Genomic DNA, 26,236 nt, shown 5'->3' with positions numbered 1-26,236 from the left:
AACAGGTTTTAATCCCGAGGCTTCGGGACTGTTAGGTTTGTTTTAAAGTTAAATTTAAACAATCTGTTTTTCTAATTCAGAAATAATCAAGACCGCTTTATCGTAATCCTGCTGAATCGAAGCGCTTGATGCTGGGGCATAACGTGCAAATTCGCAGTTTTCTGTCAAATCAATAAAATTCTGAACCGTTTCAGGATTTGCATTTCTCGAAAGCATGACTCTCTAATATTGTCTTTACTCATTTCGGAGGTTTCAATATGCAGTTTGGCTTTTAAGAAATTATGCATCGCTTTTTCTAAGGCAATATAGAAAGGCTCTTTGTTGTTAAGATGTTTTTTCGCCTGCGATAAATATTTCTTCGCCAGTTTATTATTCATTCTAATTCTGTTTCCAGTAACGTCACTATCCATAGCTTCTTTTTTCTTCTTAGCTAAGATAATAAGTGGAATGATGATAAATGGAGCGAATAATAAACCTAAATATAAATCAGATCCATAAAAATCGTTTTTAGCAATAGTAATTAAAGCTGTTTTAGATTTAATATTTTTGAATTGATCTGTTTGAGCAACTACATTTTTAGTCGCGGTTCCTGTATTTGCTTCAGCAGGAGTTGGTCCGTCTAAAACATCAACCATAATTTCTTTCGAAGTTATAGTTTTATAAGAACCTGTACTCAGGTCAAAATATGAAAACTGCATTGGTTTGATGGCATATTTTCCTTTGTACTGTGGAATGATAGTGTATTTATCTGTAATTCTTCCTGACATTCCAGTTAACGAAGTTGTTACTTTTTCGTCGTGAACAGGATCGTACATTTCTAATGCATTTGGCACAACTGGTTTTGGAAGTGTAAATAACTTCATATTTCCAGTTCCCTGTGCACTCACAATTAAATCAAGACTTTCGCCATTTTTAAGTGTTGTTTTTGAAGGCGTAACAGTAAAATTAAGTCTTCCAACAGCGCCCGTAAATCCTTCTGGTTTTGTGCTTTCAGGAAGCGGTCTTACATTTATTGTTTTAGCTCCTGCAGAAACTACTTTATTGTCCTCAGTAATAATCATCTGGCCAAACATATCACGACGATTTGTTGGTAATTGCACACCAATATCTAGTGAAAGGGGTTCAATTGTAAGTTTTCCAGCTTTTTGAGGATACAAAATAGCTTTCTTCAAAATAACAAAATAACATCTCTGACCTTGATAAGTTCCTTCTTCGATCGCTAATTGTTTTATGTCAATGTTCTGATTCCAGAAGTCATTGTATTTTGGTTTTGCCAATTCTTTAAAACCAGTTACACCAATGTTATTGAAATACAATTTATAAACAACCGTAATAGGTTCATTTAAGTACGGATTTGTTTTAGAAATTTCAGCAACCAAATTCAATAATTCATTTCCAGATCCAGGAGGTCTGTCATTAGGATCTCTTTCCTGAGCCACAGCATTTGTAACCGTAACTTTAATTGGAGATGTTTTATAAACTTGTCCGTTATATTCTATCGCGGCTTGTTTAATGAGAAGAGCACCTTTTCTTTCAGGTCGCAAGATATAAGAATAAATCTTTTGAAAAGAGCTTCGTCCATTTACCCAAGACTGACTGATTTGCTGACTTGGTCCGGCAACAAGTTTAAAACCATCAAAAGCAGGCTGTTCAAAGTTATCCCCATCAACATTCATGATGAAATCTATACGAACTCTTTCGTTTAGTCCAAGCGTGTTTTTGCTTACTCTGGCTTCAAATTGTACTTGAGCCATAAGTCCTTGAAAAGTGAGTAGAAATAGAATTAAATATCTTTTCATTAATTGTTTAGTCGTGTTTGCTGTTTAATCGTTTATTTACTTAACTGTTTAATCGTCTTATTTTTAATCATTAATTTGTTTAATCGACTATAATTGCATCAATTACACAAATTAACGATTAAACGATTGACCCAAAAAGCCTACCAGTCTTTTTTCTGTTTTCTTAGAGTCGCCTTTTACTTTCTGCGCGTTTACTTTATCTTGGATTTTCTTTTCTTCGTTGTTCACCGCATCTAATAAATTCTGGACACGTTCTTTTGAAATTCCTCCAGGTCGCGGTTTAGGTTCTCCTTTGTTGTCGGACTTATCGTCTTTCTTCGGATCATTTTTACCGTCTTTTTTGTCTTTGTCCTTATCGCCTTTGTCGTCTTTCTTATCCTTGTCTTTGTCTTTATTTTTATCCTTGTCCTTATCTTTATCTTTGTTTTTATCCTTGTCTTTATCTTTATTCTTGTCTTTGTTTTTATCGTTTTTAGGCGGATTTTCTTTTAGCTTTTGTTTTGCGTACGCATAGTTGTAACGCGTTTCTTCATCTGTCGGATCATTGCGTAATGCTTGTTTGTAAGCTTCTACAGCCTGAGTATAATCTTTCTCTTTCATAAAGACATTCCCAAGATTATGATACGCTTTGTGTTTTTCAGGTCTGGTTTTGGCGTTTTTTATCGCTTTCGCGTAAGCAAACTTCGCTTCTGAAATTTGATTTTGTCTGTAAATGGTGTTTCCTAAATTATATGGCGCTGTTGATTTTTTAGGAAATTTTGATTCCGAAATTCTATAGTTTGCCTCAGCATCAACAAATTTATTCTGTTTATATTCTTCATTGGCGACAGGCAATGATTTGTCTTTCTCTTGAGCAGAAACTGCAAAAGAAACCGTTAGTAAAATATAAAGAAGTAAATTTTTCATTCTTGTTTTTTATTTTTGTTTGCCACGAATCTCACTAATTGACACTAATTAGTTTTGTTTTTTTGTTTGAATTTCACAAAATAGCAATTTGTTTTTCATGTAAATTCGAGCAATTAGTGGCTGACTTTTTTTATTTCTTTTCGTTAAATAAATCCAATTCTTTGATCCAGCTTGTTTTTCTTTCTAATAAGAAAATATCCAGAAACAGTAGTAAAAATGCAAATCCGATAAACCACTGAAACTGCGATTGAAATTCGGCCATCTGTGTAGCTTCAAATTCCGTTTTTTGGATGTTGTTCAAAGCATTTTTTACATATTCTAAAACTTCTTTGGTGCTTCCGCCGTAAACGTAACCGCCTTTAGTAGCTTTTGCAATTGTTTTTAAACCTTCCTGATTTAATTTGGTTGTTACAGTTTGTCCGTTTTGATCTTTTTGGTAGCCTCGAACTACGCCATTTTCTTTTAATGGAATTGTTCCGCCTCGCTCTGTTCCAACACCAACCGTAATAATCTTCATTCCTAATTTATTAGCTTCTTCTGCGCCAGCAGTTGCGCCTTCAGAATGATCTTCTCCATCAGAAATCAGAATTAGTAATTTGCTGGTTTTGCTTTTTTCATCAAAATAAGTTGCAGATAATCGAATAGCTTCGTCTAAAGATGTTCCTTGTGACGAAACCATATCTGGACTCATACTCTGCAGAAACATTTTGGCAACGCTGTAGTCTGATGTTATTGGTAAAACGGGAAATGCACTTCCTGCGTATGCCACAATTCCGATTCGGTCACTTCCTAATTGGTTAATGATTTGAGAAACCAATTGTTTACTCTTATCCAAACGGCTTGGTGCAACGTCTTCGGCAAGCATACTTTTAGAAACATCGACTGCAAAAACAATATCTATACCTTCTCGTTTTACAGTTTCCATTTTAGTTCCGATCTTCGGATTAACCAGACCAATAATTAAGCAGGTAAGCGCCAAAAGAATCACCACTATTTTTAAAACAGGTTTAAAAACTGATTTCTCTGGGCTTAATCTTTTAACCATTTCCAGATCACCAAATTCGCGTTGTTTTCTTCTTTTCCAATACATATTGAAAAGGAAAACACACACCACAATTGGGAGTAAGAATAAAAGGTATAAATATTTTTTTTCGTCTAATTCCATATAATTTTTTAAATTCCAAAAACTAAATTCCAAATTCCAATTTTAGTGTTGTCTGAAATCTTAATTTTTAAATTTCAATATTTTTAATTTTAAATTCCAATCCCAATTGTTGTGGGATAAATTCCAAATTCCATTTTTTTTTTTAAATTTTACTATTCCGTTTTGGATTTTGGAATTTAAAAATTTGGAATTTTTTAATTTTGAAAAAATTAAATAAAGCTTCTGTAAACCGTATTTCTTAAACCAACTTCCAGTAATAATAAAAAGCCGGCAAATAAAACAAAAACTCTGTATTTTTCGTCGTAATCGTAGAATTTTAATTCCTCAATTTCTGTCGTTTCTAATTTGTTGATTGATTTGTATATTTCAGCTAATCTATCGTTACTTGTTGCTCTAAAATATGTTCCATCTGTTTTTTTGGCAATGCTTTTCATCAATCTTTCATCGATTTCAACTTTTTGCATTTTGAATAAAAAACCTCCGTTTGGTGCGTATGCGTATGGAGATTCTGCCATTCCGTTTGTTCCAAGACCAATCGTATAAACTTTGATTCCGTATTGTTTTGCAATATCTGCGGCAGTTTCCGGCTCGATAAATCCGGCATTGTTAACACCATCGGTAAGTAAAATAATCACACGGCTTTTTGCTTTGCTGTCTTTTAAACGATTTACTGCAGTTGCCAATCCCATTCCAATTCCTGTTCCGTCTTGCAGTACAGTATCATATTTAATGCCTTTAATAGCTTCAAGTATAATTGCTTTATCACTGGTAACTGGAGTTTTGGTATACGCTTCAGAAGCATATAAAACCAATCCGATTCTGTCGTTTGGCCTTTCTTCAACGAAGTCGCCTGCAACTCTTTTCAAAGCTTCCATACGGTTTGGCTTTAAATCTTTTGCCAGCATAGACCCAGAAACGTCAATTGCCATTACGATATCAATTCCTTTCGTTGTCTTAGTTTGATTGCTTATATCTACCGTTCTTGGTCGCGCCAATGCAATAATTAAAGAGCTTAGTGCTAAAGCTCTAAAAACATATAAGCATGGTCTTAATTTTATTAATAAAGATTCGCTGTTTTGAAAACCTGCGGTCGAGCTCATTTTTAAGGTAGCCGACTGTTGGTTGCGTTTCAATAAAAACCAAATTACAGCAATCGGAATTAAAAGAAACAACCAAAGAAATTCTGGATTTAAAAAAGTGATCTTACTCATTAGTTGTTTGCTCTTTGAAGTTCAACAGAATTTAATACTCGGGTTGTGATTTCATTAGCATAGGTATCGCCTTCTTCATGTAAAATCATGATTTGCTTGCAAACCTTGATCTTGTTTGAAAAGTAACAATTCATAATATGCTTTTGTACTCGTTTTAGTTGTTGGATTAAGGATAGACATTGTTCCGTAACCTTTAACTCCCTGAATACCTTCGTTTGTTTGAAAATCTTCTTGTTTTACAATAATATTTTGCGCTCCTTGAGCTTCCATTACTTTTAAAGATCCTTCCAGAGCTTTTGCTAAATCTATATCAGTTGGCTGTTTAAATTTGGCAGTAGAAACGGTGATATAGAAGTTGTCAATCATACTTCCGTATACAAAAAGTCGCATTTCTTTAATTAATGCCATCGTTTCTTTTGGAAGTACTTTTTCAGTATCCATTCTTTTTAAAACCTTTGGAGTTTCAATAAGAACCGCTGGATTTCCGTAAGCACTTTTTACCCATTCGCCTTCCAATAATTCTTTAGAAGGATGACCAATTAAATTGTCTTTCACGTAAGTGAAGCCTTTTGTAACCACAAAGTAAGTTGTAGTAGCCGTTAATAAAAACACAACAGTTGCAACTGCGTAACCAATTCGGGCATTACGTTTTTTACGAAGCTGTGCCTGAATTTGTTTTTGTTTTTGTGCTTCGTTCAACAATTGATCTTCGATATCCTCTGGTACTTCTGTTGGAATCGCATTGTCGAGTGTTAAAATTACCTTCTGGATTTTATTTCTATCCTCAGTAATTTCAAAATCAAGTGGCTTAGATTTAGCAAATTTTACCAAATCGGCCTGACGTAAAACACGTTCTAAATTTTCTACCGTTTCTGGAGTCAGCGTCATTTTTTTCTTGGTAGAAGCTGTTCTGATTGCTTGAATTAACTCAGAAGTAGTACTTTCCATTGCTGGAATATGAATGGCTTCTTCAATATAATTTCTAGCAATATCAGTTAATTCACTATAGTATTCTTTAATTTCTCCTTTTTGAACCAGTTCTTTTTGCTCTAAGTTGTTTAACAAACTTGTCGCTTTTTCGATAGGCGTTTTATAAACTTCTTCTTCGATTTTTTTCAGCTGGCGTTTTTTTAACGTACCAGTACACAAAAGCCCCGATTCCGATAATTACTAAAACAATTAAAACGTAAATCCACCAATTTCCTATTCCATCATCAACCGAAGAAATATCTTTGATGTCATACATTTTCTGCTGTAAAGTATCGACTTTTACGTTAGCTACTTCTACTTTAATAGAATCACTAAAGAAAGGCTTTTTATCAATTAAAATTTTGATGCTCGGAATCGTATAACGACCAGAATCAAACTGTGTTAATCCATATTTTTTGATTAATTCATAAGTTCCGTCTTTCTTAACTGTATCAACAGCATAAGATTGAATGACTTCTAAAGGGCCAATATTTTTAAGTTTTGGAAATTCAACTTTTGATGTTGAAGTCACAACCGTTTTAAGCGTCAGTTTGAACTCAGCACCAATTTTATTTTTGGTGGTATCAATACTTGTTTCTACTTGTTTCTGCTGTGCAAAAATCATAGTAGAAAAAAGTAATAAAAATATATAAAGTTTAAATTTCATTTGATTTATGATTGAAGATTAACGATTTTCGATTTTTGATTTTCCCCAGGATTGTCAATAGTTTTCTAAAATTGTAATCTTTAATTTTTATGAATTATTTTTTGATGTTTTAATGCTGGACACAAAAATGGAAATTAATTGATTTGCTTCTTCTTTTGCTTTCTCAATATTATTTAAATCTGTTGATAAATTTACTTTCTCTATTATTTTAATACAAACAAAAAGTTTCTCTTAATTCTTTCAATCAAAAATACTTATCTCGATTTGAAATAGCCTAACAGTTTAGTTACATAATTTTCGTCAACTCTGGTGTTGACAATTCCTGCTCCAGATTTACGAAATGTATCTTTAAAATAATTCACTTTATCTTGATAATGTTTCTCATAATTCAAGCGGACTGTTTTTGAACCAGTATCAACCAATTGTATTTTCCCAGTTTCAGCATCCAGCATTGGCACCATTCCTAAATTTGGAATTCTTTCTTCGCGGATATCATATACTCGAACACCTGTTATGTCATGTTTTTTAGAAGCAATTTTTAAAGTATGCTCATAAGAATCAGACATAAAATCGGAAATCATAAAAATAATGGCTTTCTTTTTTGGGTTCCAGATAAAAACTTCAAAGCTTGTGCAATGTCTGTTTTCTGGCTTTTTGGTTCAAATTCGATCAATTCACGAATAATGCGAAGTACGTGCGAGCGTCCTTTTTTTGGTGGAATATATAATTCTATTGTATCAGAAAATAATATTAAACCAATTTTGTCATTATTCTGTGTAGCCGAAAAAGCCATCGTTGCGAGCAATTTCGGTTACGATGTCTTTTTTAAATTGATTTTTAGAACCAAAAGATTCAGAACCCGAAATATCAACCATTAAAACCATAGTTAATTCGCGTTCTTCTTCAAATACTTTAACGTGAGCTTCATTGTAGCGTGCGGTCACATTCCAATCGATGTTACGAATATCATCTCCGTATTGGTATTGACGCACCTCGCTAAACGTCATTCCTCGTCCTTTAAATGAAGAGTGGTATTCTCCCGAAAAGATATGATTGCTCAATCTTTTGGTCTTGATTTCTATTTTCCGTACTTTTTTTAAAAGCTCTTTTGTATCCATTTCTTTAGTTTTCAGTCGCAGTTTTCAGTCGCAGTTATTGTAATGTGTTTACTGTGACTGAAAACTGAAAACTATTTTTAAGGTACCTCAATCTCGTTTACGATTTTGTTGATAATGTCTACAGAAGTAATATTTTCTGCTTCTGCTTCATAAGTGATTCCAACTCTGTGACGTAAAACATCATGCACAACTGCACGAACGTCTTCTGGAATTACGTAACCATGACGTTTGATAAAAGCATAACATTTTGCTTGCATTAGCCAAATTGATACTTCCACGAGGAGAAGCTCCAAAACTGATAAGCGGTTTTAAATCGGCTAATTTATATTTTTCTGGGTAACGCGTTGCGAAAATAATATCTAAGATGTATTTTTCAATTTTTTCGTCCATATAAACTTCACGAACTGCTTCTTGCGCACGTAGAATCTGGTCAACAGAAACTACTGGATTTACTTTTTCGTAAGATCCTTTTAGGTTTTGACGAATTACAAAACGCTCTTCGTCAATTTTTGGGTAGTCAATTACTGTTTTCAACATGAAACGGTCCACTTGTGCTTCAGGTAATTGGTATGTTCCTTCTTGCTCAACTGGATTTTGTGTCGCCAAAACTAAAAACGGACGATCTAATTTAAAAGTAGTGTCACCAATTGTAACTTGTTTTTCCTGCATCGCCTCTAATAATGCTGACTGAACCTTTGCCGGCGCACGGTTAATCTCATCGGCAAGTACGAAATTGGCGAAAATTGGTCCCTTTTTAATAGAGAATTCGTTTGCTTTAATATTGTAAATCATGGTTCCGACAACGTCAGCAGGTAATAAATCCGGCGTAAACTGGATACGGCTGAAAGAACCTTGAACCGCTTGAGATAATGTATTTATAGCCAAAGTTTTTGCAAGACCTGGAACTCCTTCCAGTAAAATATGCCCTTGTCCAAGCAGTCCAATTAATAAACGCTCGACCATATGTTTCTGGCCCACAATAACTTTGTTCATTTCCATTGTAAGAAGGTCTATAAAAGCACTTTCTCTTTCAATTTTTTCATTAATCGCTCTAATGTCTAAAGTCGTTGTATTTTCTTCCATATAAATATTTTTAAAAACCTTGATTTGTACGCCTGTTTTTTGAGAGTGCAAATTGAATATTTTTTAAGAAGTAAGATGTTAAAGAATGGTTAAAACTTCGACCAATGCCTTAATTTTAAGGACTAATTGTGAATCTATTTTTATATTTTTAAGAACTTTGATGATTATGTTTTATTAAAGCATAATTATTACCAAAAATAACGCATAACTATTATGAGCAAAACTGTCTTATCGCCTATAATTTCAGGCACTATGAATTGGGGAGTTTGGGATAAAAACCTTACAACTAAAGAAATGGAAAACATGATACAAGTGAGTATCGAAAACAAAATTACGACTTTTGATCACGCGGATATTTACGGATCGTATACGACCGAAGCCGATTTTGGAAAAGCATTTCACGCTAGTAAAATTGATCGTGAAAAATTACAATTAATTACCAAATGCGGTATTCAGATGATTGCTGAAAAACGCCCTGAAAACAAAATCAAACATTACAATTATTCGAAAGACTATATTGTTAAGTCGGTTGAAGAATCTTTGAAAAAATTAAAAACAGATTATGTAGATGTTTTTTTGTTACATAGGCCAAGCCCGTTAATGCAGGCAGATGAAATTGCAGAAGCTGTTGAGAAATTAAAAGGCGAAGGAAAAATTATTGATTTTGGGCTTTCCAATTTCACTAGTTCACAAACTGAATTAATTCGCCAGAAAACAGAGGTAAGTTATAATCAAGTACAATTTTCGGCTACACATTTTGAACCAATGTTAGATGGCGACTTAGATTATATGCAGACACACGGAATTCGTCCGTTATCATGGAATCCGCTTGGAACTGTTTTTAGAGAAGATACAAAGCAAACTCGTCGTTTGAAAAAATTATTTTCGACTTTATTAGAGAAATACCATTTAGGTGCGGACACACTTTTATTATCATGGATTTTAAAACATCCTGCAAAAATAATTCCAATTGCAGGTACTGTGAATGTTGCTAGAATTCAATCTTTATCAAAAGCAATTGAATTGGACATGGATACAGAAGATTGGTTTGCGATTTGGACAGAAAGTATGGGCGATGATGTGCCTTAATTTTTAGTGTTCAGTTTACAGTTTTTAGTATTCAGTTAAAACTATAATTTGCAAAAATAGAACGCAGATGAAGCGGATTTACTTCGTAAAAACGCAGATTTGCACAGATTTTTTTTAATTAGTAAGAGAAAAATCCGTAATTATCCGTGTCTTTACGAAGTAAATCCGTGTCATCCGCGTACCAAAACATAACCTAAAGATGAAAAAAACAGTTTTAATTACTGGCGCCACAAGCGGAATAGGAAAAGCGACCGCGCAGATAATGGCGAAAAATAACTATAAAATTATTCTCTGCGGCAGACGTAAAGATCGCTTAGAAGAACTAGAAAAAGAACTTTCGGCTTTTACAGAAGTACATTCTTTAGCTTTTGATGTTCGTGATAAAGAAGATGTTTTGCAAAAGATAAATGGTTTACCAAAAGATTTTGCAGTAATAGACGTTTTAATTAATAACGCTGGAAATGCTCATGGTTTAGATCCTATTCAAACGGGAGATGTAGACGATTGGGATGCGATGATTGATATTAATGTAAAAGGACTTTTATATGTTTCAAAAGCTGTAATTCCGCAGATGGTTGAAAGACAATCGGGGCATATTATTAATATTGGTTCGACTGCGGCAAAAGAAGTTTATCCGAATGGAAATGTGTATTGCGGAACAAAACATGCCGTTGATGCGATTACCGCTGGAATGCGAATCGATTTAAATCCGTTTGGAATCAGGGTTGGAGGCATTCATCCTGGAATGGTAGCGACTGAATTCAGCGAAGTTCGCTTTAAAGGAGATGTCGAAAGAGTCGCCAATGTTTACAAAGGATTTGATCCGCTTCAGGCAGAAGATATTGCTGATATTATTCATTTTGTGGTTTCAAGACCGTATCATGTAAATATTGCAGATTTGATGGTAATGAGTACGGCACAGGCGTCTTCGACGATCGTCAAGAAAAATATGTTATAAATTATTATAAAGACGCACAGTAGTGCGTCTTTTTTACGTTTTAAAGTTATGGAATGCAATTAAAATGATTACGAGTTTTTAATTAATGTAAATTAGTGCAATTAGCGACAAAAAAACTAGACTATGATCAATAAGCGCCTTTTGATAAAGAATTTACTTGCTCACAATGATGAAAGCAGTTTTTATGATAAAAAAAGGCAGTTGAATCTTCATTCCCGCGAAGGAAAAGGTAAGTTTTTAAAACACATTTGCGCGTTATCCAATTCCAATCCTAATAATAATTCTTATATCGTAGTTGGAGTAGAAGATCAGGATAATGAAATTGTAGGCGATGATTTTTTTGATGACAGCCGAATTCAGAATCTGGTAAATGCTTTTTTAGAAAATCCGCCTAAAATTCAATACGAAAATGTCCCTTTTCCAAATCTTCCCAAAGACAAAGTAATTGGTCTCGTTACTATAAAGCCGAAAAGTAAAGTTTCGTATTTTAAAAAAGGAATTCATACCATTCTTGCTAATAGTGTTTTTATAAGGCGTGGCAGTAATTCGATTCCGCTCGATAATAGCGAAGAAGTCGAAAAAAGCTATCAGAATACAGAAACCGTAATTGGCATAGAAAATAGTTCTCGAAACAGTATACAATATACTTTAGACGGCGTTATAGATTTTATGAATTTCAGGCATAAAGATATGTCTCCGAAATATTTTGTTTTCAAAGAATTGTTTGTAATCTGCTGGGCAGGAGTTCCAAAAACAATGCGGGATAAAACTTTCCTTTCTCGCGTAGACATTGAATTAATCAACGAACAAATTAAACTTTTTTATTCTGCGCAAGATGTTGTTACTATCGAATATAATGATGATACTTTTACCATTACAGAATATGTTCCTTTAGGTTTGAATGATAAAACAAGTTATTATCCGCTCGAAGAACAAACTATTCATTTCTTTGATAACGGTTATTATAAAATAGACCGACAAATACTTTTTCAATCGCCAGAATTTAATCGAAAAATGTTGTACCATATTTATAACGCCAATATGGCTTTGCTGGCGAAACTTCAAAAAGAAATTACTTTATCTGAGCGTGAATTAAAAGACTTAGAAAATCTGCCTTCGACTTTCATGATTTGTTATTTGAATGGATTTGAAGATGCCAGGCAAAAATTAATTGATGCAAAATTGCTTCTCAAACCTTATAAACATATTTATTCTTCTTTTAAAGAAGCATTGCGGATTTTGCGTAAGATGAAGTATGATGTTCAGTAAAGTTACAAAGGTTCAGAGGTTCAAAGCGACAAAGGTTTTTGTAGAGACGCACAGCAGTGCGTCTACATCCAGCATATCTGCAAACATTCTGTTGCAAAATGCGTATAAACCCCTTTTTTTATTGAAAATTCAAATATTTATTTACTTCACTATAAGGAAATAAAAGTTCTTTTGGGCCGTCTGCATAAGAAGCGGCTTCGTATGAGTTGTAATACAGAAGCAAACCTTGAGAGGTATAAAAAATATTTTGAGGCAGTTGGAATTTATCATTTTCAAACATCAAACCTGTTGCATTAATATTCGCGTTCTCTGGGATTTTATATTTTGCTCGGAATGTCTTTTCGGCGAAAGCCTTAAAATCTTTTTCGTTTTTAAATAATTGGTTATTGAAAACAGCCTTTCCAGTTTTCGGATTAAATAATAAAGAACGATAACCCTGATAACCATGCGCGCCTCCTGTAAAGGTATAATGATCCAGTTTGAGATTTAAAATCTGCTCCGATTGAAATTCGACATTACCAATTATTTTTGCTTCCCAGCCAAAAGTATCGTTTGGAAATTTCTCATGCATTTCGTCATAAGACACAATAAATGACTTAGACAATGATTTGTAGTCATTGACTTTTGTTGAATCTTCGCCAAAAAAAACAATCTCTTTTATTACGGAGAAAACTTTCTTGTTGATGCTGTCTGATATTACTTTAATATTTTTGGCAACTGGAACTTCTATTGTGATTTCCGGACATTCATTTTTGCACGGAATAGTAGATTTTTCTTCAAATGTTTCATTTTCAAATGAAAGCTCTTTTTTGCAACTTGTAAAAATCAAACACAAAAAGATTATAAATATGTAATTTTTCATATCAAAAAGTGTTAATTATATACAAAGGTAAGAAGTTGTGTCCCGATAAAATAAATTAAGCGGTAAATTTGTACAACAATTATAGATTTAAAACTTATAACTATATGAAATTTAATACAAAAGTTATACATGGAGGACAGCACCATGATCCATCTACAGGAGCAGTTATGCCGCCAGTATATCAAACTTCAACGTTTGTTCAAACCAGTCCAGGAAAGCCTTTAGGTGATTATGAATACAGCAGGGCATCAAACCCAACTCGTACCGCTTTAGAAGAAGCTTTGGCAAGTATAGAAAACGGAACTCGCGGATTAGCATTTTCATCTGGACTTGCCGCAACAGATTGTGTGTTAAGATCTTTTAAAGCTGGGGATGAAATTATTGCAATGGATGATTTATACGGAGGAACATATAGAATGTTTGCTCGTGTTTATAAAGATTCGGGAATTAAATTTCATTTTGTTGATATGACCAATATTGAAAAATTGAACAGTCTGATCAATGAAAACACTAAATTAATCTGGGTTGAAACGCCGACAAATCCGTTGATGAAATTGGCCGATATTCAGGAAATAGCAAAAATTACACAAGCAAAGAAAATTCTTCTTGCGGTAGACAATACTTTTGCAACACCATATTTACAGAAACCATTAGATTTAGGTGCAGATATCGTAATGCATTCGGCAACAAAATATTTAGGAGGACATTCTGATGTTATTGCAGGTGCTTTAATTGTAAAAGATGAAGCACTTGGAGAGCAATTGCATTTTCAGCAATTTGCAACTGGAGCGACACTTGGTCCAATGGACAGCTTTTTAGTTTTAAGAGGAATCAAAACTTTGGCTTTACGAGTACAAAGACATTGTGAAAATGGAGAAAAAGTAGTGGGATATTTGAATAATCATCCGAAAATAAAAACGGTTTATTATCCAGGTTTAGAAAGTCATCCATTTCATGAAATTGCTAAAAAGCAAATGAAAGCTTTTGGCGGAATGGTTTCTTTTGATTTTAAATCGGGTAAAAAGGAAGATTCTATTGCTTTCTTAGAGAAATTAAAAGTATTTACATTGGCAGAATCTCTTGGCGGCGTAGAATCATTAGCCAATCATCCGGCATTAATGACACACGCGTCAATTCCAGCAGATAAAAGAGCAGAAGTTGGTATTACTGATGATTTAGTTCGATTAAGCGTAGGAATTGAAGATGCTGACGATTTAATTGCCGATTTAGAACAGGCATTAGCTTAAAAGAAATTTCAAAATAAAAAATCCCAAATTCCAATTTTACTAAATTTTGGAATTTGGGATTTTCTTTATAGGGATTTTAAATATTTCTAGAATTCCAAATAATGTATATATCCAAAGTTAAACCAAACCTGCCAGTCATTAGATTTGTTTTCTGTGTAAAGATCCTTGTTTGGGTTCAATCCATCAATCCAATCTGAGCTATACATTTGAAAACGAGTTTCAAACATTAAATCACTCATTGTAGTTAATTTATAATGTACTCCAACTGCTTGCTGTTGCTGATAAAACTACACCAGATTCAGAAGAAAATCCATGTGCACGTCCGTCAGATGGAGTTAAGTATTTTCCTGGTGTAACATTAGGAAGAGTAATGTCTCCCAAACGAGATCCTACTTTAGTAGAATAATAACTTACCTGGAAACCTACACTTCCATACGGACTGAAACTACCAATTGTATTTTCGAAGTCGTGTATTTTCATGAAAGGAGAAAATTCTATTTGAGCTCCAAGACCCAGTATAGTAGAACTTGCATGCATGTTTTTTAATTCGTTGCGCAAATACTCCGTCTGGTTTGTATTCAACCCATTTTCCGAAATGTTTTAAAGTGGTTCTGCTAAAAGATAAATCTGATCTCACTTTAAAATGTTCAGTAAAGAAACTTTCTCTATTATTATTTGCCGAAAAGTTGATAAAGTGCATAACTCCGATGCCAAATCCAGAGTTTCCAGCATTTGTGTCAAAATTATTTCTTTCACCAAAATCAGACTGTAAAGTAACGGGTCCTGCGTATATTCCTATCTCTTGAGCTAGGCCTGCTTGCGCTGATGTAACAGTTGATATGCCTAACAAGGCAAATAATGTGATAAATAGGTGTTTAGACATTTTTTAGGGCTTACAAATCTCGGCAAATATATAAAAAACCTAATCGATTCAAAATATTAAAACGTTCTATTGAAAAATAAGTAGCAAAATACTTAATTTGATAACTTTTAAAGGGTAATTTGCGTGTAAACACCTACATGTAAAATGTGTTTTTTTGTATTGTTTGAAAAAAACACAAATCGATTCAAAAAAGTGAAAAATATAACAGCGAATCAGAATTTGATATATCTTTGTGTGTTAAAACGAAAACGTTTTCTTAAACTCAAAATTGGATCAGAAAACGGAAAAATTAAATCAAATTATCTGAAAATTTATTTCAAATATGGAACAAAAAATAAATGAATTTATGGCTCTTATTGAGTCAAAAAATCCAAACGAACCAGAGTTTCTTCAAGCGGTAAGAGAATTTGCAGAAACAGTTATTCCATTTATTGCTGAACGTAAAAAATACGATGGAAAAAATTTACTTTTAAGAATAGCCGAACCAGAGCGTTCTATAATTTTTAGAGTTCCGTGGGTAGATGATAACGGTGAAATTATTGTAAATAGAGGTTTTAGAATTCAAATGAACTCTGCTATCGGACCTTATAAAGGTGGAATTAGATTTCATCATTCGGTAAATTTATCTGTTTTGAAATTTTTGGCTTTCGAACAAGTATTTAAAAACAGTTTGACAACACTTCCTATGGGAGGTGGAAAAGGTGGTTCTGATTTTGATCCAGAAGGAAAATCTGATGGAGAAATTATGCGTTTCTGCCAGTCATTCATGACAGAATTATGCCGTCATATTGGTCCAGACCTTGACGTTCCTGCTGGAGATATTGGAGTTGGAGCAAGAGAAATTGGATATCTGTTTGGTCAATATAAAAGAATTAGAAATGAATTTACTGGAGTTTTAACTGGAAAAGGTTTGGCTTACGGAGGTTCATTAATTAGACCTGAAGCTACAGGATATGGAGTAGTTTATTTTACAGATCAAATGTTACGTACAATTGGTCATGAAGTAAAAGGTAAACGAGTTGCTATTTCTGGATTCGGAAATGTTGCATGGGGAGTGGCTTTAAAAGTAAATGAACTTGGAGGAAAAGTAGTTACAATTTCTGGCCCTGATGGTTATATTTATGATGAAGAAGGAATCTCTGGAGAAAAAATCGACCATATGGTTGAAATGAGAGCAACGGGCGATAACAGAGCCGAAAGATATTTAGAGAAATATCCAAATGCTGTTTTCCATAAAGGAAAAAGCCCTTGGGAAGTAAAAGTAGATATCGCGATTCCATGTGCTACTCAAAATGAATTAAACGGAGAGGATGCTCAAAAATTAATTGATAATGGTGTTTTATGTGTAACAGAAGTTGCAAATATGCCTTCTACATTAGATGCTATTAAACTTTTCTTAGATAATAAAGTGTTATTCGCTCCAGGAAAAGCGGCAAACGCAGGCGGTGTTGCGGCTTCTGGATTAGAAATGACTCAAAACTCTATCCGTTTAAACTGGACTAGCGAAGAAGTTGATTTACGTTTGAAAGATATTATGGTTGGAATTCACAACCAATGTAAAAAATACGGTGCAGAAGAAGATGGATATGTTAACTACGTAAAAGGAGCGAACATCGCCGGATTTGTTAAAGTTGCCGATGCTATGCTTGCGCAAGGTGTAGTTTAAAAATTTAATTGCAATGTTAAAATGCCTTCGATTGTCTTTATCAAGATAAATCGGAGGCATTTTTTATTTGCACCAAAATTAAATAATCTCGTTTGTAGTATATTTGTCTATTCGAATACATATATGATGAAGAAGATACTTTTCTGCTTTTTGTTTTTAGCACTAATTCAGTTTTGCCAGGCACAGAATAAATCGTCTTGGCAGGGGTATTTTTCATTTAATGAAATAAAGGATGTTTCGGAGTCTTCAACAACTATTTTTGCGGCTTCAGAAAATGCTTTGTTTTCAAAAAACACTACAACAAACATTTTAAAAACCACAACTACTGTCGATGGACTTTCTGGTCAGACTATTTCTGCAGTTTATTACAGCGAAGCATTCAAAAAAACAATAATCGGTTACGAAAATGGTTTAATAATTCTAGTCAATGAAACTGATGGAAGCATCTTAAAAAAAGTGGACATCATTAATAAACAGTCGCCAGCAAATATTAAAAAGATTAATCATTTTATGGAGCATAACGGTTTAGTCTATGTTTCTTGTGATTTCGGAATTGTACAGTTTAATTTGAATACTTCTCAATTTGGCGATACCTATTTTATTGGTGATAATGGAGCTGAAATTAGCGTAAAGCAAACCACTTATTTTAACGGATTTATTTTTGTTGCCACTTCAAACGGTATCAGAAAAGCGGATAGTACAAATGCTAATTTGATTGATTATAATCAATGGAGTGTTGTAAATACAGGAAATTGGTCTGCTGTTGAGGCTTTAGATACAGAATTGATCGCAGTAAATGATACAGGATATATTCATCGCTTTAATTCGAATACTTTTATAGGTTTTACACAATTACCGCAAGCGTACGCCGATATGAGGGCCAAGAATCATAATTTATTTGTTACCACAGCAAATACGGTTTATGTGTATAGCAATCAAATGATTTTAAATCGACAGATTACTAATTCTCAGGTTTTAGATAACACTTTGAATTTTAGTCGCGCAACTGCAGTTGGAGATCAGCTTTTTATTGGAACCAAAGAAAAAGGATTGTTTTTTTCTACTCTAAATACTGCAAGCATCTTTTCAAAATAATACGCCGTCAGGACCAGTACGAAATAATATTTTTTCTATAGATGTAACTCCAAATACTTTGTGGGCAGTTTATGGAGATTATGATACTTCTTATGATCCTTATCCTTTAGATAGTTACGGAATCAGCAGGTATAATACTTCGGGCTGGTTAAATATTCCATATTCTGAAGTTTATGATGCGAAATCAATTACCAGAATCCTTGTAAATCCAAACAACGAAAAACAAGTTTATGCCAGTTCATTTTTTTCTGGATTACTAAAGATTGAAAACGAAGTTCCTAATTTTTTATATAACGAAATAAACAGCGGTTTAGAATCTATTACAAATGCTGGTGCAGATTACATAGATGTGCGTGTAAATGCAAATGCCTTTGATAAAAACAGCAATCTTTGGATAACGAACAGCCGAATTAAAAACGGGCTGAAAGTTTTAAAAACAAATGGACAATGGGGAAGTTATTCTATGACTTCAATTTTTGATAATGCAGAAAATATCAGTTACTCAAGCATAGTTGTAGATCGAAACAATGTAAAATGGATTGGAACAAATAGAGATGGTGTTGTTGGTTTTAATGAAACAACTAATACATTTAAAAAAATGACTTTTGGTACCGATGTTGGGAATCTGCCAATTGCAGATATTAGAACGATAGCGCTGGATACAAAAAATCAGCTTTGGATTGGAACCACAAAAGGTTTAAGGGTTTTGTCTAATGTAGCAAACTTTCAATCGGACAGTCAGCTGAAAGCAAACGCAATAATTATTCAGGAAGATGATCTTGCGCAGGAATTACTTTATGAGCAGTTTATTACTTCAATTGCTGTTGATGGAGCAAACAATAAATGGATAGGAACGGCAGATTCTGGTGTTTTTATGGTTTCTCCAAATGGACAGGAAACCAAATATCATTTTACAATAAACAATTCTCCACTGCCAAGTAATTATGTAAACGATGTAAAAATAAACAGCAAAACCGGCGAAGTTTTTATTGTGACTAATAAAGGAATGGTTTCCTTTAACGGAATCGCAACTGGAGCAAATGACAATTTGAATAACGTTTATGTGTATCCAAATCCAGTTCGTCCAACTTATACAGGAACCGTAAAAGTTGCCGGATTAATAGATAAAGCCAATGTGAAAATCACAGATATCGAAGGAAATCTAGTTTATGAAATAACATCCTCGGGCGGAACAATAGAGTGGGATACAACGGCTTTTGGTAAATATAAAGTAGCTTCGGGTGTTTATATGGTGTTTATTTCGGCCCAAGACGGCGGTGAAACCAAAGTTAAAAAAGTAATGATTATTCGATAATATTCAGTCGCAGTCTCAGTTTTCGGTATTCAGTTTAAAAATGACATCAGATTTTAGTATTCAAAAAATCTAAAATCTAAAATCTAAAATCTAAAATTGTTAGTCAAAACCAAAGCAATAGTAATTTCATCTTTAAAATTTCAGGAGAAAAGCTTGATCGTAAAATGTTTTACGCTCTCAAGCGGATTGAAATCTTATTTTGTGCGCGATGCTTTCTCAAGTAAAAAAGCAAGTCAGAAGATTGCGTATTTTCAGCCTTTTTCGATTTTAGAAATTGAAGCCGTTCATAAAAATAAAGGCACGCTGGAAAACTTTAAAGAAATTAAAAGTGCAGTTCCTTTTCAAAGTATTCATACAGATATTATAAAGGGAACAATGGTAATGTTTCTTTCAGAAATGCTTCATTATTCTATTCAGGAAGAAGAAAAAAACGAACCGCTTTTTGTTTTTTTAGAAACGGCCTTAACGTGGCTGGATCATCATGATGAAATTTCTAATTTCCATTTAATCATGCTGTTGGAAATTACCAAATACCTTGGTTTTTATCCCGATCTTTCAGAAAGAGATCTGCCATTTTTTGAAATGAATGAAGGTGTTTTTACGCTTTTTCAAAATGGAACTGTACTCTCTGAGCATGAAACTGATTTATTTAAAAAATTATTGGATTTAAGATTTGATAATGATCAAAAAGTCTTTCATGTTTTAGAAAGACAAATACTGCTCAAAATCCTCATTGATTATTACAGTCTGCACTTAGACGGATTTAAAAAGCCTAAATCTTTAGATATTTTAAAAGAAGTTTTCTCTTAAATCATACAAAAGACCAATATTTATTGAAAAATCAATTATATATTTCCTGATATTAGTCTTTTTTCTGTCATCTTTTATCTATTTTCCTCAAAATTCCTTACTTTCGCACCTCGTTTAAGAAAAGGATAAAATGAGCACAAAATTTACTGAATACAAAGGACTTGACCTGCCAGTCTGCAGGCGTCTGAAGTTCTTGATTTTTGGAAGAAAGAAAATATATTTGAAAAGAGTGTAACAACTCGCGAAGGTGCTGAGCCTTTCGTATTTTTTGAAGGTCCGCCTTCAGCAAACGGATTACCAGGAATTCACCACGTAATGGCGCGTGCGATTAAAGATATTTTTTGCAGATATAAAACTCAAAAAGGTTTTCAAGTAAAAAGAAAAGCCGGTTGGGATACTCACGGTTTGCCTGTAGAATTGGGTACCGAAAAAGAATTAGGAATTACAAAAGAAGATATTGGAAAAACCATTTCCATCGAAGAATATAACGAAGCGTGTAAAAAAACCGTTATGCGTTATACGGATGTATGGAATGATTTGACTGAAAAAATGGGGTATTGGGTAGATATGGAAGATCCATATGTGACTTATAAACCAAAATACATGGAATCTGTTTGGTGGCTTTTAAAACAAATCTATGATAAAGGTTTGTTGTACAAAGGATACACGATTCAGCCGTATTCTCCAAAAGCAGGAACAGGATTGTCTTCTCATGAAGTAAATCAGCCGGGAGCTTACAGAGATGTTACGGATACTACGATTGTAGCGCAATTCAAAACTTTACCAGAAACTTTGCCAAGCTTTTTACAAGGTTTTGGAGATATTCACATTTTAGCTTGGACGACAACCCCTTGGACATTACCATCGAATACCGCTTTAACAGTTGGGCCAAAAATCGATTATGTTTTAGTGAAAACATTCAATCAATATACTTTTGAGCCAGTTAATGTTGTTTTGGCTAAAAACTTAGTTGGAAAACAATTCGGAAAAGGGTTTTTCTTAAGCGAAGACGATGCTGATTTTGACAATGTTAAAAACGGAGATAAAAAACTTCCGTACAAAATTTTAGCAGAAGCAAAAGGAGCTGATTTAGTTGAGATCCGTTACGAACAATTATTGCCTTATGTTTTACCATATCAAAATGCTGAAAATGCATTTAGAGTAATCGCAGGAGATTTCGTTACGACAGAAGACGGAACAGGAATTGTACATACAGCGCCTACTTTTGGTGCAGATGATGCTAAAGTAGCAAAAGAAGCAAAACCAGAAGTACCGCCAATGTTGGTTTTGGATGAAGAAGAAAATGCAGTTCCATTGGTTGATTTACAAGGAAAATTTACTGCTCACTTAGGTGATTTAGCAGGCAAATACGTTAAAAACGAATATTACGAGGCAGGGCAGGCACCAGAGAAATCTGTTGATGTTGAAATTGCAATTCGATTAAAAGAAGAAAATAAAGCCTTTAAGGTTGAGAAATACGTGCACAGTTACCCACACAGCTGGAGAACTGATGAGCCGTTATTATATTATCCACTAGATTCTTGGTTCATTAAAGTAACCGATGTAAAAGATAGAATGTTCGACCTGAACGAAACTATCAACTGGAAACCTAAATCTACTGGTGAGGGACGTTTTGGAAACTGGCTTAAAAATGCCAACGACTGGAATTTATCTCGTTCTAGATATTGGGGAATTCCGTTGCCAATCTGGAGAACAGAAGATAAAAAAGAAGAAATTCTTATCGGCTCTGTTGAAGAATTGTACAATGCTATTGAGAAATCTATCGAAGCTGGTTTTCAAAAAGAAAATCCGTTCAAAGGTTTCGAAATCGGAAACATGTCTGAATCAAATTATGATTTAATTGATTTGCACAAAAATGTAGTTGATCAAATTACTTTGGTTTCAGCTTCTGGCCAGCCAATGAAACGCGAAAGCGATTTAATTGACGTTTGGTTCGATTCTGGAGCGATGCCGTATGCACAATGGCATTATCCTTTTGAAAACAAAGATAAAATCGACGAGAATAAAGATTTTCCTGCGAATTTTATTGCAGAAGGAGTAGATCAAACTCGTGGATGGTTTTATACGTTACACGCTATCGGAACTTTGGTTTTTGATAAAGTAGCTTATAAAAACGTAGTTTCAAACGGTCTGGTTCTGGATAAAAACGGAATCAAAATGTCTAAGAGTAAAGGAAATACGATTGACCCGTTTAAAACTATTGAAGAATACGGTCCAGATGCCACACGCTGGTATATGATCATGAATGCAAATCCGTGGGACAACTTGAAATTTGACCTTGAAGGAATTGCTGAGGTGCGTCGTAAATTCTTTGGAACTTTATATAACACCTATTCATTCTTTTCGTTATATGCGAATATCGACGGATTCAAATACGCTGAAGCGGAAATTCCATTAAACGAAAGACCTGAAATTGATCAATGGATTATTTCTGAATTACATTCTTTAATCAAATTTGTTGATGAATGTTATGAAGATTACGAGCCGACAAAAGCAACAAGAGCCATTTCTGACTTCGTTCAGGAAAACTTAAGTAACTGGTACGTTCGTTTATGCCGCCGTCGTTTCTGGAAAGGGGAATATGCTAAAGATAAAATTGCGACTTACCAGACGCTTTATACTTGTTTGTTAACGATCAGTAAATTAAGCGCTCCTGTAGCTCCTTTTTTTATGGATAAATTGTACCGAGATTTAACAGCTTCTACGGGAACTGAGGATTTTGCTAGTGTTCACTTGGCTGAATTCCCAAAATTTGTCGAAAACTTTGTTAATAAAACGTTGGAAAGCAAAATGCAGAAGGCGCAGACGATCTCATCTTTGGTTTTATCATTGCGTAAAAAGGAGATGATTAAAGTACGACAACCTCTGCAAAAGGTAATGATTCCGGTACTTGACGAGAATCAGAGAGCTGAAATTGAAGCGATATCTGACCTTGTAAAAGCCGAAGTAAACGTTAAAGAAATTGAACTTTTAGACGATGCTTCAGGTATTTTGGTGAAGCAGATTAAGCCTAATTTTAAAGCTCTTGGACCACGTTTCGGGAAGGATATGGGGTTGATTTCTAAGGAAATACAAGCTTTTTCTGCAGATCAGATCAATCAGTTGGATAAGCAGGGAACGTTAGATATTGTTATTTCTGGAAATAATGTAACTTTATCATTAGAAGACGTCGAGATAACATCACAGGATATTGAAGGTTGGCTGGTTGCTAATTCAAACGGAATTACAGTTGCGCTTGATATTACAATATCTGAAGAATTAAAAAATGAAGGTATTGCGAGAGAGTTGGTAAACAGAATTCAGAATATCCGTAAAGATTCAGGATTTGAAGTTACTGATAAAATTAAAGTACAAATTAAAAGAGACGGTAATTTAGAAGAAGCCGTTTCAAAAAATGAAGACTATATTAAGTCTGAAACACTAACAGATGACTTGGTTTTTGTAGACGCTTTAGAAAACGGCACAGAAATTGAGTTTGATGATATTAAAACAATGATATTAATTTCAAAATAATTATAAAATGATAGATGAAATTACAAGGTACTCTGACGCAGATTTAGCAGAGTTCAAAGAGATAATCCAAGCAAAAATACAAAAAGCGCAGGCAGATCTTGATTTAATCAAGAGTGCTTATATGAACGATTTGAATAACGGAACAGACGATACTTCTCCAACCTTTAAAGCTTTTGAAGAAGGAAGTGAAACAATGTCTAAAGAAGCAAACTCTCAGTTGGCTATCAGACAAGAGAAATTCATTCGTGATTTAAAAAACGCGCTTTTCCGTGTTGAAAATAAAACATACGGTATTTGCAAAGTAACAGGTAAATTAATTGGCAAAGAAAGACTTAAAATCGTTCCTCATGCAACAATGAGTATCGAGGCTAAAAATTTGCAAAGATAAAATTCACTGAAATAAAAAAATAAGCGCTCCTTTTTAGGGGCGTTTTTGTTTTGTTTAATGTTTTAGAATTAGTCTAAGTAAGGACTTGTTTTTGATTTGAAAGAAATGGATTATTTTTTAAAGAAACACTTTCAAAACAAGGACTGATTTTTTGTAAGAATAAAAAAGGCAGTCGATTTGGGGTCACTGAAAGAAAAAAATAGAACCGTCTCGTTAAGAGACAGTTCTAAAATGGAGTAATTTTTTATGCTAGGTTTTTTTCAACTTCAGCTTTGTGCTTTCTTAGAATAGCTCTAGTCATACCTAGGTTTGCTTTTGAAGCATCTGCAAGCAAGGTAGATCATAAATTTTTTGTTCGGAGAAATATCGATAATGTGGATTTGATTCGATAAAGTAATCAAAATATCTTCGATGTCTTGGTTGAGGTTTAAGGCTTTTACCGCATTTAATTTGGCTTTTACAACTTCTAAATTATAAGTCAGCGCAAGTTCTGGGTCAAAACCTGGGTCGATTGTTAAATTTCCAAAGCTTAATCCAGATTCAATTTCTGTTACAGCGACAGCGATAAAGCCGTTTACGTTTGTTTTCATTTCATTTAAAAACACGTTTAAAAAATCATTACTCATAGTTTGTGGGTTTGTTTGTTAATAGATTTATGTTATTTCAGTAGGGAATTTTTGCTTAATTCAGCAGATACTTCTTCTGTTGAGCGCATCAGTAATGCAAGATTGCTTCCTTCTTTTGAGAAAGCAACAATAAAATTAGAGCCGCTAATTTTGTTTCCAACAATAACGCCTTCTGCACTTTTTAAATATAGTTGTTTTAATGAGCCTTTTTCTAAGTCAATTAAGAACTTTTCGCTCATTGATAAAATTGCGGCACTCATTGCGGCAATACTGTCTCCGTAGTCTAGGTTTAAGGAGGTGATTAGTTTTCCTTTTCCGTTTAAGATTAATGTCGCGGTCGATTTTGTGCTGACAAGAAAGTCATTTAAGGTAGTTGTAATTTCATTCATGATTTTGTAGGATTTTGGGAAGAATGTTAAATTCAGTTTATTTTGGTATTTGTTTGAGAAATTAATAGCGAATCATCCTAAACAAGTGTTAATTTTATTTAACAAATATAAATTAATTTATGTATCATTGTAATACCAAATCATTAATAATTTAAATTATTTACTGTAAAAAACTTACATTATGGCTAAAGTATTGAAATTCAAAGAAGTAAACTCTGACGTAGAGCGCAGAATGAAAGATTTTGAAAAACTGCGTATCAAGTTTAAAGCAGATGTAAAAAAGGGTGAAGCTAAAAAGCTTGTCGCCGGAAAAGAGAGCAAAGGAATATTCAAATCGATTTCAGATTTTTTCTCCGACAGTCCAAAAACACCCGCAAAAGTGCCTGTAAAAAAGTAAACTTTCATGGGTTTAGAGTGGCAGATAAACTTTCTGCAGTTTATTACAAAACAATTAACGTTCCATAAGGAGCGTTTTTTTTGATTTAATTGTTATTTTTGCCCATCAAAAAATCAGAAAATGTCATTACGAAAAGCGTACTTCCTTATATTTTTAGTTTTAATTGTTGATCAGCTTTCTAAAATCTATGTCAAAACAAATTTTATTCTTGGAGAAGAAGTAAAAGTGATGGGGGCTGAGTGGTTCAAAATTCATTTTATTGAAAATGAAGGTATGGCTTGGGGAACAAAAATACCTGGAGAATATGGAAAATTGATTTTAACCGTTTTTAGAATTTTTGCTGTTTTCGGAATTGGCTGGTGGCTTTCTGACTCCATAAAGAAGCGTCATTCAACATATTTGATAGTGGCTATTGCTTTAATCTTTGCTGGAGCGGCAGGAAATATTATTGACTCTGTTTTCTACGGAGTTATTTTTGATGACAGTACTCATAATTTGGCAACAATTTTTTCGCCAGTTCCATACGGAACTTGGTTTCATGGTTTAGTGGTGGATATGTTTTATTTTCCTATTTGGGAAGGAAATCTTCCAACTTGGCTTCCCTTTTTCGGTGGAAAACACTTTGCTTTTTTTAATGCTATTTTTAACGTTGCCGATATGGCAATTTCTACAGGCGTAGGTATACTTTTGGTTTTCAATAAAAGGGCGTTTCCAAAACATTAATTATTTTTAAAAATACTATATTAAAAATTCCAAATTCCAATATTTGTTTGCGATTAGTGCTTCAAAA

General features: G+C 33.7%; 16 protein-coding genes and 7 pseudogenes. 12 read left to right on the top strand and 11 right to left on the bottom strand.

Annotated elements, in window-relative coordinates:
• Positions 1 to 54: 54 nt before the first annotated feature.
• The 7 genes and pseudogenes from ACZZ95_RS03705 to ACZZ95_RS03675 all read right to left on the bottom strand — a co-directional run bounded on the left by ACZZ95_RS03705 (position 55) and on the right by ACZZ95_RS03675 (position 8,918).
• Positions 55 to 1,799 (bottom strand): annotated as a pseudogene (locus ACZZ95_RS03705) (BatD family protein).
• A 111-nt stretch (positions 1,800 to 1,910) separates the two neighbouring features.
• Positions 1,911 to 2,705, bottom strand: coding sequence for a tetratricopeptide repeat protein (locus ACZZ95_RS03700; RefSeq protein WP_463468058.1), 795 nt, complete (start codon positions 2,703 to 2,705; stop codon positions 1,911 to 1,913).
• 130 nt (positions 2,706 to 2,835) lie between these two features.
• A complete protein-coding gene (locus ACZZ95_RS03695; protein WP_463468057.1) occupies positions 2,836 to 3,870 on the bottom strand; it encodes a vWA domain-containing protein in 1,035 nt (344 codons plus the stop codon).
• Between the two features lie 209 nt (positions 3,871 to 4,079).
• Positions 4,080 to 5,081, bottom strand: a complete 1,002-nt coding sequence (locus ACZZ95_RS03690) for a vWA domain-containing protein (protein ID WP_463468056.1) — start codon at positions 5,079 to 5,081, stop codon at positions 4,080 to 4,082.
• Positions 5,081 to 6,717 (bottom strand): annotated as a pseudogene (locus ACZZ95_RS03685) (hypothetical protein). Before ACZZ95_RS03685 ends, ACZZ95_RS03690 begins: the two are co-directional and overlap by 1 nt.
• A 254-nt stretch (positions 6,718 to 6,971) precedes the next feature.
• Positions 6,972 to 7,835: pseudogene (locus tag ACZZ95_RS03680) on the bottom strand (DUF58 domain-containing protein).
• A gap of 77 nt (positions 7,836 to 7,912) precedes the next feature.
• Positions 7,913 to 8,918 (bottom strand): annotated as a pseudogene (locus ACZZ95_RS03675) (AAA family ATPase).
• 213 nt (positions 8,919 to 9,131) lie between these two features.
• On the opposite strand from ACZZ95_RS03675, the gene ACZZ95_RS03670 reads away from it, so the two are divergent.
• From ACZZ95_RS03670 to ACZZ95_RS03660, 3 genes are all read left to right on the top strand, one after another.
• The gene (locus ACZZ95_RS03670) at positions 9,132 to 10,007 is read left to right on the top strand and encodes an aldo/keto reductase (protein WP_463468055.1); all 876 of its coding nucleotides are present in this window, start codon (positions 9,132 to 9,134) and stop codon (positions 10,005 to 10,007) included.
• Positions 10,008 to 10,206: 199 nt separating this feature from the next.
• On the top strand, positions 10,207 to 10,965 hold the full coding sequence (locus tag ACZZ95_RS03665) for an SDR family NAD(P)-dependent oxidoreductase (protein ID WP_463468054.1): 759 nt from the start codon (positions 10,207 to 10,209) through the stop codon (positions 10,963 to 10,965).
• A 123-nt stretch (positions 10,966 to 11,088) separates the two neighbouring features.
• Positions 11,089 to 12,234, top strand: a complete 1,146-nt coding sequence (locus ACZZ95_RS03660) for a DUF5929 domain-containing protein (protein WP_463468053.1) — start codon at positions 11,089 to 11,091, stop codon at positions 12,232 to 12,234.
• Positions 12,235 to 12,352: 118 nt separating this feature from the next.
• Here the strand turns inward: ACZZ95_RS03660 and ACZZ95_RS03655 are convergent, their stop codons facing one another.
• Positions 12,353 to 13,096, bottom strand: a complete 744-nt coding sequence (locus tag ACZZ95_RS03655; protein ID WP_463468052.1) for a DUF3298 and DUF4163 domain-containing protein — start codon at positions 13,094 to 13,096, stop codon at positions 12,353 to 12,355.
• A 104-nt stretch (positions 13,097 to 13,200) separates the two neighbouring features.
• On the opposite strand from ACZZ95_RS03655, the gene ACZZ95_RS03650 reads away from it, so the two are divergent.
• A complete protein-coding gene (locus ACZZ95_RS03650) occupies positions 13,201 to 14,343 on the top strand; it encodes a cystathionine gamma-synthase (protein WP_463468051.1) in 1,143 nt (380 codons plus the stop codon).
• 86 nt (positions 14,344 to 14,429) lie between these two features.
• Here ACZZ95_RS03650 and ACZZ95_RS03645 read toward each other — a convergent pair.
• A pseudogene (locus ACZZ95_RS03645) lies at positions 14,430 to 15,226 on the bottom strand (THC0290_0291 family protein).
• Between the two features lie 322 nt (positions 15,227 to 15,548).
• On the opposite strand from ACZZ95_RS03645, the gene gdhA reads away from it, so the two are divergent.
• The 6 genes and pseudogenes from gdhA to ACZZ95_RS03615 all read left to right on the top strand — a co-directional run bounded on the left by gdhA (position 15,549) and on the right by ACZZ95_RS03615 (position 24,034).
• Positions 15,549 to 16,892 (top strand): NADP-specific glutamate dehydrogenase, encoded by a 1,344-nt coding sequence (gene gdhA, locus ACZZ95_RS03640; RefSeq protein ID WP_463468050.1) that lies wholly within the window; start codon positions 15,549 to 15,551, stop codon positions 16,890 to 16,892.
• A 123-nt stretch (positions 16,893 to 17,015) separates the two neighbouring features.
• Positions 17,016 to 17,987: a type IX secretion system anionic LPS delivery protein PorZ gene (porZ, locus tag ACZZ95_RS03635; protein ID WP_463468049.1), complete on the top strand. Its 972-nt coding sequence runs from the start codon at positions 17,016 to 17,018 to the stop codon at positions 17,985 to 17,987.
• A complete protein-coding gene (gene porZ / locus ACZZ95_RS03630) occupies positions 17,962 to 19,302 on the top strand; it encodes a type IX secretion system anionic LPS delivery protein PorZ (protein WP_463471618.1) in 1,341 nt (446 codons plus the stop codon). Before porZ (ACZZ95_RS03635) ends, porZ (ACZZ95_RS03630) begins: the two co-directional genes overlap by 26 nt.
• A gap of 96 nt (positions 19,303 to 19,398) precedes the next feature.
• Positions 19,399 to 20,112, top strand: coding sequence for a DNA repair protein RecO (gene recO / locus ACZZ95_RS03625; protein ID WP_463468048.1), 714 nt, complete (start codon positions 19,399 to 19,401; stop codon positions 20,110 to 20,112).
• A 130-nt stretch (positions 20,113 to 20,242) separates the two neighbouring features.
• A pseudogene (gene ileS, locus ACZZ95_RS03620) lies at positions 20,243 to 23,646 on the top strand (isoleucine--tRNA ligase).
• Positions 23,647 to 23,653: 7 nt separating this feature from the next.
• Entirely contained in the window at positions 23,654 to 24,034 is a 381-nt protein-coding gene (locus ACZZ95_RS03615; protein WP_095953902.1) for a TraR/DksA family transcriptional regulator, read from the top strand.
• 244 nt (positions 24,035 to 24,278) lie between these two features.
• On the opposite strand, the pseudogene ACZZ95_RS03610 reads toward ACZZ95_RS03615, so the two are convergent.
• Together ACZZ95_RS03610 and ACZZ95_RS03605 are read right to left on the bottom strand one after the other, a co-directional pair.
• Positions 24,279 to 24,660, bottom strand: a pseudogene (locus ACZZ95_RS03610) (hypothetical protein).
• A 32-nt stretch (positions 24,661 to 24,692) separates the two neighbouring features.
• A complete protein-coding gene (locus ACZZ95_RS03605; protein WP_463468047.1) occupies positions 24,693 to 25,049 on the bottom strand; it encodes a roadblock/LC7 domain-containing protein in 357 nt (118 codons plus the stop codon).
• Between the two features lie 181 nt (positions 25,050 to 25,230).
• Here ACZZ95_RS03605 and ACZZ95_RS03600 point away from each other — a divergent pair, with 181 nt between their 5' ends.
• Positions 25,231 to 25,446 carry a hypothetical protein gene (locus ACZZ95_RS03600; RefSeq protein ID WP_463468046.1) on the top strand — a complete coding sequence of 72 codons (216 nt, stop codon included), beginning with the start codon at positions 25,231 to 25,233 and terminating at the stop codon, positions 25,444 to 25,446.
• A gap of 120 nt (positions 25,447 to 25,566) precedes the next feature.
• Positions 25,567 to 26,169 (top strand): lipoprotein signal peptidase, encoded by a 603-nt coding sequence (locus ACZZ95_RS03595; protein ID WP_095953905.1) that lies wholly within the window; start codon positions 25,567 to 25,569, stop codon positions 26,167 to 26,169.
• Positions 26,170 to 26,236: the final 67 nt, after the last annotated feature.

This window comes from Flavobacterium sp. AC267 (assembly GCF_979258715.1).
This window is presented reverse-complemented; position numbering and strand designations above follow the sequence as displayed.

Coding starts and splice junctions, on each gene's coding strand:
- ACZZ95_RS03655 (WP_463468052.1), bottom strand. CDS start 13,096: ATGAAAAATTACATATTTATAATCTTTTTGTGTTTGATTTTTACAAGT.
- ACZZ95_RS03615 (WP_095953902.1), top strand. CDS start 23,654: ATGATAGATGAAATTACAAGGTACTCTGACGCAGATTTAGCAGAGTTC.
- ACZZ95_RS03600 (WP_463468046.1), top strand. CDS start 25,231: ATGGCTAAAGTATTGAAATTCAAAGAAGTAAACTCTGACGTAGAGCGC.
- ACZZ95_RS03690 (WP_463468056.1), bottom strand. CDS start 5,081: ATGAGTAAGATCACTTTTTTAAATCCAGAATTTCTTTGGTTGTTTCTT.
- ACZZ95_RS03665 (WP_463468054.1), top strand. CDS start 10,207: ATGAAAAAAACAGTTTTAATTACTGGCGCCACAAGCGGAATAGGAAAA.
- ACZZ95_RS03650 (WP_463468051.1), top strand. CDS start 13,201: ATGAAATTTAATACAAAAGTTATACATGGAGGACAGCACCATGATCCA.
- ACZZ95_RS03695 (WP_463468057.1), bottom strand. CDS start 3,870: ATGGAATTAGACGAAAAAAAATATTTATACCTTTTATTCTTACTCCCA.
- ACZZ95_RS03595 (WP_095953905.1), top strand. CDS start 25,567: ATGTCATTACGAAAAGCGTACTTCCTTATATTTTTAGTTTTAATTGTT.
- gdhA (WP_463468050.1), top strand. CDS start 15,549: ATGGAACAAAAAATAAATGAATTTATGGCTCTTATTGAGTCAAAAAAT.
- ACZZ95_RS03605 (WP_463468047.1), bottom strand. CDS start 25,049: ATGAATGAAATTACAACTACCTTAAATGACTTTCTTGTCAGCACAAAA.
- ACZZ95_RS03660 (WP_463468053.1), top strand. CDS start 11,089: ATGATCAATAAGCGCCTTTTGATAAAGAATTTACTTGCTCACAATGAT.
- porZ (WP_463468049.1), top strand. CDS start 17,016: ATGATGAAGAAGATACTTTTCTGCTTTTTGTTTTTAGCACTAATTCAG.
- ACZZ95_RS03700 (WP_463468058.1), bottom strand. CDS start 2,705: ATGAAAAATTTACTTCTTTATATTTTACTAACGGTTTCTTTTGCAGTT.
- ACZZ95_RS03670 (WP_463468055.1), top strand. CDS start 9,132: ATGAGCAAAACTGTCTTATCGCCTATAATTTCAGGCACTATGAATTGG.